This window comes from Microbacterium jejuense (assembly GCF_039544225.1).
GTDB lineage: Bacteria > Actinomycetota > Actinomycetes > Actinomycetales > Microbacteriaceae > Microbacterium > Microbacterium jejuense.
On record NZ_BAABLG010000018.1, the window covers coordinates 1 to 1,166 of the forward strand.

Below are 1,166 nucleotides of genomic sequence, written 5' to 3' on the forward strand. Positions count from 1 at the left end.
TTATACCATTTCGCGCTGATCACCATTCATGGGCCCATTGTCGATATCCGATGGACATGATCTTCCACGGTTGGTCCAGGAACTGTCGCCACGCGTGGCAACAGATATCGACGATCTCGTCGTAGGATTTGAATATCCTGTTGGAGAGCCAGTTCTCGCGCAGGAACTGCCAGACGTTTTCGACCGGGTTCAGTTCCGGGGCTCTTGGCGGTAGCGGGACGATGGTGAGGTTGCCGGGAACGGTGAGCTTCTCCGTCATATGCCAGCCCGCCTGATCGCATATCAGCAGGGCGTGAGCGCCAGGGGCGACGTTTCGAGCGATCTCGTCGAGATGCCATTGCATCGCCTGGATGTTGCAGCGAGGAAGGACAAGAGCGGCTCCCACACCCCTGGCCGGACAGATGGCGCCGAAGATGTAGGCCGACTTCGTCCTTTGATCTTGCGGCGCGCGAGGGCGCGTCCCTCTGAGCGCCCAGCGCCTTGTGATCTTCGTCTTCTGGCCGACGCGCGCTTCGTCCTGCCACCAGATCTCTAGCGGGGTTTCCGGCGGGAGCTTCCTTTTGATGGACGCGACGCAGGCTGCGAAGTTTTTTTAAAATCGGCCAGCGCCTCCTCGCTCTGGGCGTGGTGTTGTGGCCGGGCGGAGAGCCTGCGGAAGCCCATCGCCCGAAGCTCTCGGCTGACAGTCCCAAAGTGGACTGTCACGCCGAACTCCTCATGGAGCCACTGCGCCAGGTCCTTCAAACGCCAGCGAACGACGCCATGAACCGAAGGGATGGGGGCCTCCATGACGCGGTCCGCCAAAGCCCTCCGCTGCGCTTCATTGAGGGCCGTCTGTCGGCCTGGCGCCTTGCGAGTGAGGAGGCCTTCCGGTCCGCTCGCGTTGAACCGCAAGACCCAGTCCCGGACGATCTGCAGCGTCACGCCGCCGACCCTCGCCGCGTCGCTCCGCGACCCGCCGTCATAGATCGTCGCCAATGCCAAAAGCCGTCGGGTCTGATCGGCGTCTTTGGAAGAACGCGCCAGCCGTCGAAGAGCCGTCCCATCAAAATCAGTCCGAACCGCAATCGGCGGCGCCATGACAAACCTCCATCGTTTGTCATGGTGAATCAGATTTGCGGCCCCATGGGAATCCCTCGTGAGTCTCAATCAGCGAGAGTTGGTAT

The 1,166-nt window shown here is 61.5% G+C and carries 1 protein-coding gene; it reads right to left on the minus strand.

The window, feature by feature from the left end:
* Window positions 1-19: 19 nt before the first annotated feature.
* Window positions 20-1,080, minus strand: a protein-coding gene (locus tag ABEA46_RS20345; RefSeq protein WP_210683739.1) for an IS630 family transposase whose coding sequence is annotated in 2 segments (ribosomal slippage) — window positions 20-588 and window positions 588-1,080 — 1,062 coding nt in all. Because the reading frame shifts where the segments join, the coding sequence is not laid out codon by codon here.
* Between the last annotated feature and the right edge of the window lie 86 nt (window positions 1,081-1,166).